This window comes from Streptomyces sp. NPDC059456, from assembly GCF_042750055.1.
GTDB lineage: Bacteria > Actinomycetota > Actinomycetes > Streptomycetales > Streptomycetaceae > Streptomyces.
In genome coordinates this window covers 1-4792 of the sequence record NZ_JBHYVA010000654.1, presented here as the reverse complement: position 1 = coordinate 4792, position 4792 = coordinate 1, and the positions used below count along the sequence as shown (strand labels likewise).

The 4792-nt window shown below is 71.6% G+C and carries 4 protein-coding genes; 3 read left to right on the top strand and 1 reads right to left on the bottom strand.

Annotated features, from left to right (window positions below; all coding sequences use genetic code 11):
• Positions 1-92 precede the first annotated feature (92 nt).
• The gene (locus tag ACFXA3_RS35645) at positions 93-1316 is read right to left on the bottom strand and encodes an acyltransferase family protein (protein WP_385194069.1); all 1224 of its coding nucleotides are present in this window, start codon (positions 1314-1316) and stop codon (positions 93-95) included.
• A gap of 383 nt (positions 1317-1699) precedes the next feature.
• Here ACFXA3_RS35645 and ACFXA3_RS35640 point away from each other — a divergent pair, with 383 nt between their 5' ends.
• The 3 genes from ACFXA3_RS35640 to ACFXA3_RS35630 all read left to right on the top strand — a co-directional run bounded on the left by ACFXA3_RS35640 (position 1700) and on the right by ACFXA3_RS35630 (position 4629).
• On the top strand, positions 1700-2986 hold the full coding sequence (locus ACFXA3_RS35640) for an MFS transporter (protein WP_385194067.1): 1287 nt from the start codon (positions 1700-1702) through the stop codon (positions 2984-2986).
• A gap of 202 nt (positions 2987-3188) precedes the next feature.
• The gene (locus ACFXA3_RS35635) at positions 3189-3809 is read left to right on the top strand and encodes an NADH oxidase (RefSeq protein WP_385194065.1); all 621 of its coding nucleotides are present in this window, start codon (positions 3189-3191) and stop codon (positions 3807-3809) included.
• A gap of 319 nt (positions 3810-4128) precedes the next feature.
• The gene (locus ACFXA3_RS35630) at positions 4129-4629 is read left to right on the top strand and encodes a flavin reductase family protein (protein WP_385194062.1); all 501 of its coding nucleotides are present in this window, start codon (positions 4129-4131) and stop codon (positions 4627-4629) included.
• Positions 4630-4792: the final 163 nt, after the last annotated feature.

Genomic DNA, 4792 nt, shown 5'->3' with positions numbered 1-4792 from the left:
CCCCGTCACGCGCGCGGGGCTCACTAGGCCCCCGCGGCCCCCCCCCGGCGGCCGCCGGACGGGGCAGGCGGTCCCCTTCGTCGTGCCCCCGGTCACGGGGCGGGCGCGGAGCCGATCTTCTCGCCCGCGCCCCGGGCCGCGAGGGGGAGCTCCCGCGCCGCGGGACGGGACTGCGCCACGGGAGCCCCGGCCGCCGCCGGCCTCTTCCCCGGGTTCGACCAGCGCCGGGTGATCGGCCGCTCGATCAGGGTGAACAGCGCCCAGGACGCCAGGATCGCCACCCCCATGCACAGCACCATCAGGCCGACGGCCCCCGGCACCGAGTACGAGTTGCCGCCGAGCAGCTTCCACACCCCGACCATCACGGTGTAGTGCACCAGGTAGAAGGCGAACGAGATGTCGCCGAGCCAGACCATGACGCGGTTGCGGAAGAGCGTGAACCGGCCCTCGTCGTCCGCGATGGCACCGGCGGCGATCAGCAGGGCCGCCGGAATGACGCAGACCGCCCGCGTCGAGTAGATCGGCGGGGTGAAGTAGCCCAGCACGTAGCTCGCGACGAGCAGGACGCCCGACCAGACCATGCCGATGTTGCGCCAGCGCCCCGCCATCACCGAACGGGCCACGAGGATCCCGAGCGCGAAGTCCAGCACGCGCGGCAGCGGCAGGATGTACGAGAAGAAGTACTGGTTGATCGAGGTGTCGGGCTCCGTGGGCATCATCGCCCCGGCCGGCACCAGCAGGGTCGAGAGCAACGGCGTCGCGATGATCCCGGCGATCACTCCGAGGACCCAGAGGTTCAGCCGACGGGCCGGGATCTTCCTGATCCAGTGGATCAGGACCGGGAAGAGGAGGTAGAAGACCGCCTCGACACCCAGGGACCAACCCGCCGGGTTCACCCCGAAGTTGATCGCGAAGTCCGGGTACCAGACCTGCACCATGAACAGGTTGAGCAGCCCGGTCGTCATGTCCGTCAGCGGAGCGGCGAACACCAGCATGGCCAGCGCCCAGACCACCACGTAGTTGGGAGCGATCTTGAGGAAGCGGCGCCGCCAGAAGCGCGGCGCGGTGTCGGTCTCCCGGGCCGACCAGGTCAGGACGAAGCCGCTGAGCACGAAGAAGAACGTCACGCCGAGGGCGCCGGCGTGGGCGACCGCGTCGTAGTACGTGGTCACGGCCGAGCTGCTGCTCAGCCAGGGCACGCCCAGGAAGGCCAGGAGCGCCGCGTGGTACAGGAACACCACGAAGGCGGCGGGGAAGCGTAACCCGGTCAGCGTGTCGAGTCGGGTCACCCGGGTACGCATTCTGTCCGTCGACACGTTTTCTGCTCCTTCAAAAGAGGGGGAATCCGCGAGCGAATTGCGATGCGAACATGCGGTGCGCGGTGGGGGATGCCGAGAAAGCTACCGGACGTGCGGCCGCATTGCCTGGGCTGATCGGTCCGGGTGGTGCCGCCACCAGCACGGGGGCCAACAGGCGCAGTCCTGGGGGAGTTTCAGCAGATCAGAGGCGTCGGCCGGTCGTTGGCTGGTGGTCCCACCACCACGACCCGTACGCACTTCCTCCGCGCGGGCGGGCGCGGGATGATTCACCGACGGACTTTTTCGCGAAGCGCTGTTGTGCGCATTCTCCGCGTCGTCGTGATTCCCGCGAACAGGATTTCCGTCCCTTTCCCCGCCGGACCATCAACCCGGGAGCAACGATGTCCCCCAGCGTCACCCGTCAGAGCAGCAAGCGGCCCGGAGAAACGGATCCGGCCCCCGGACCGCCCCCCGCGCCGACGCCGGCCGCCGTGCCCGAGGCCGCCGCGCCGGGCACGGCCCTGCGCGCCTGGCTGGCCGTCGTCGGACTGGCCCTCGGCGTCTTCTCCTTCGTCACCACCGAGACCCTGCCGATCGGCCTGCTCCCGTCCATCGCCGACGGCACCTCGGTCTCCCTGGGCACGGCCGGCTTCCTCGTCACCGGCTTCGCGGCGCTGGCCGCGGTGACCGCCGCGCCCCTGACCGCACTCACCGGGCGCGTGGACCGCAAGTGGCTGCTCGTCGCCCTGATGGTCCTCTACATCGCCGGCAACCTCATGGCCGCCGTCGTCGACGGCTACGCGCTGCTCCTGACCGCGCGCCTCATCGTCGCCCTGGCCCACGGCGTGTTCTGGTCCATCGCCGTGTCGATCGCCGTACGGCTGGTCCCCGAGCGGCACGCCGTCCGCGCGACGTCGGTGGTCCTCGGCGGCATCTCCCTCGCCTCCGTCGCCGGCACCCCGCTGGGCACCGCCGTCGGCCAGTCCGCCGGCTGGCACGCCGCCTTCGTGTGCGTCGGCTTCCTCGGCTTCCTCGTCCTCGGCGCGAGCCTGCTGTTCATGCCCGCCCTGCCCGCCCGCGGCAGCGGCAGCCTGTCCGCACTCCTGCACGTCCTGCGCCACCGCCCGCTGCGCGTCGCGGTCGGCGTCACCGCACTGATCATGAGCGGTCACTTCCTCGCCTTCACGTACGTGGCCCCCTTCCTCCAGGAGGTGACCGGCGTCCGCCCGTCCCTCATCGGCGCGCTGCTGCTGGTCTTCGGCGCGGCCGGGCTGGCGGGGAACTTCGCGGCCGGCGCCGTCGTCGGCCGGGCCCTGCGGACGAGCCTGATCGGCTGCACCGGACTGCTGGCCGTCGTCATGCTGGTCATGTACGCGGGCGGGACCGGCGGCCCGCTGGTCATCACCATGCTGGTGTGCTGGGGCGTGCTCTACGCGGCGCTGCCCGTCGCCCTGCAGACCTGGGTGATGCGGCTCGTCCCCGAGGAGAGCGAGGCCGCCTCCTCGCTGTACGTGGCCGCCTTCAACGGGGCGATCGGCGTGGGCTCGTTCATCGGCGGTCTGATCATCGACGCCTCCGGACCCCGTCTCGCGATGGCCGTGGCCGGCGCCTTCGCGTTCGCCGCGATGCTGGTGACCGCGGTCTTCGGCCGCAGCGGGCGAGGAGCGGAACAGCCCGCCCGCCCTTGACCGGTCCGCCCACCCCGGGGCCGCCCACCCCGGGTCCATCCGGACCGATCCATCCGGACCGATCCATCCGGACCGATCCATCCGGTCCGTTTCAGAGGCGGCGTGAGGAATTCCCGGTGGCCTTATGGCGCACCGTATGTCGTCGGACCGGGGCCCGCGTCCATACTCGACGAATCCCTCCGCCCGGCAAGAGAGGTGCAACATGCGGCAAACGACCGGGGGTGTCCAGACCTTCCATCTCTGGTCGCTGTCCGAGGACGTCATGATCGACCAGGGGCCGGGCGGGGATGCGCTGCTCCTCACCAGCCGCTGGGGCGAGGACCGGCTCGAGCGGCCCAGCCCGGCGGTGCGCGAGGTGCTGCGGAGGATGGAACTCGGGCCGGTACTGCTGGCCAACGCCCTGAGCGGACCCGAGGACCAGTGCCCGTTCACGCTGCCGGCGCTCAGCAAGCTGTCGCACCTCGTGGTGCGCACCCTCGGCGTGGACGACCTGAAGGGGCCTCTGCTGTCCGTGGTCCCGCTGTCGTCGGCGGCATCGTTCGTCCTGATCCGCCCGGCCGGTGAGAGCCGGGTGTGCCTGCCGCGGCACGTGGCCTTCACCGTGCCGGAGTCGGGCATCGGATGCGTCCTGGAGTCCGACCACGCCCCCCACCGAGTCGTCCTGCACCGGCAGGAGGCGGCGTGGGTCGCGATGACGCTCGCGTGGCCGACAACGCTCACAGCGGTTTCGGCCGCTTTGCCGCTGCCGCCGCAGGTGACCGAGGACATCATCGGATATCTGGCGGCCGCCGGACTGGTCACGCCGGCCGACGAGCCGGCGTAGCGGAACCGTCCCGCAAGCCCCCCGCACACCGCGCGCGGCCGCGTGCCGGCGGTCTCGGACAACGGGGCAGTGGCAGTCCTGACCAGGGCGGATGCATCCGGCGACGGTCGGAGACTCCTGCTCCGCTTCCGGCCGGGCGGGCGATGCGGCCGCGATGGACGGCCGGCGGACGACCGCGCTCCGGTCGCCGGGAACGCACCGGCTCGAGGGGGGCTGGTCCACCGGCCGAGTTCCCTTCCAGGCAGTTTCTAGCCACTGCCCCGATAGTGCCGCCCATGCAGCGGGAAAGTCCCGTAACTGACTCGACGGAGTGGACACCATGCTGGACGCGGATACCTTCCGTAAGGTTTTCGGTTCGTTTCCGACCCCTGTCGCGATCGTCACCGCACTCGGAGAAGACGGCGAGCCGACCGGATTCACCTGCAATGCCTTCTCCGCCGTTTCTGCGGAGCCGCCCCACCTCCTCCTTTGCGTGGGCAAGGGGTCCCGGACCCTGCCCGCGATCCTTTCCTCCCGGGCGTTCGGCATGAACTTCGTGGCCGACCAGGGCCAGGACACGGCCCGGCTGTTCGCCGGCAAGGCGGCGCGCAAGTTCGACGGCGTGGCCTGGCGCGGCGGACTGGCGGGCGTCCCGGTGCTCACCGGGGACGCGGTGGCCTACGCCGGCTGCACGCTCGTACGGACCGTGGACGCGGACGACCACCTGCTGCTGATCGGGCGGGTGGAGGAGAGCGAGCTGTTCCCGGGCACCGCCGCCCTCTACCGGCAGGGCGAGTTCGGCACGTGGGAGCCGGGCCGCCGGCTGGCCGTCCAGCACTGAGCCCGTGCCGGGCCCCGCGGCTCGGCCCGTACGACGCACGTATATGCAGTCGGGGGCGTGTGGTGAGAAGGGGGTTGGGGGGTTGTGGTTGCGTGAGGGCGCCGCTGTGGCCCGGTGGGCGCGCGGGCGCGCGCGGGCGCGCCGCCCCACAGCGGGGTGGGAC

Excerpts from the sequence above, each read along its gene's own strand:
- ACFXA3_RS35640 (WP_385194067.1), top strand. The coding sequence starts at position 1,700 with ATGTCCCCCAGCGTCACCCGTCAGAGCAGCAAGCGGCCCGGAGAAACG.
- ACFXA3_RS35630 (WP_385194062.1), top strand. The coding sequence starts at position 4,129 with ATGCTGGACGCGGATACCTTCCGTAAGGTTTTCGGTTCGTTTCCGACC.
- ACFXA3_RS35635 (WP_385194065.1), top strand. The coding sequence starts at position 3,189 with ATGCGGCAAACGACCGGGGGTGTCCAGACCTTCCATCTCTGGTCGCTG.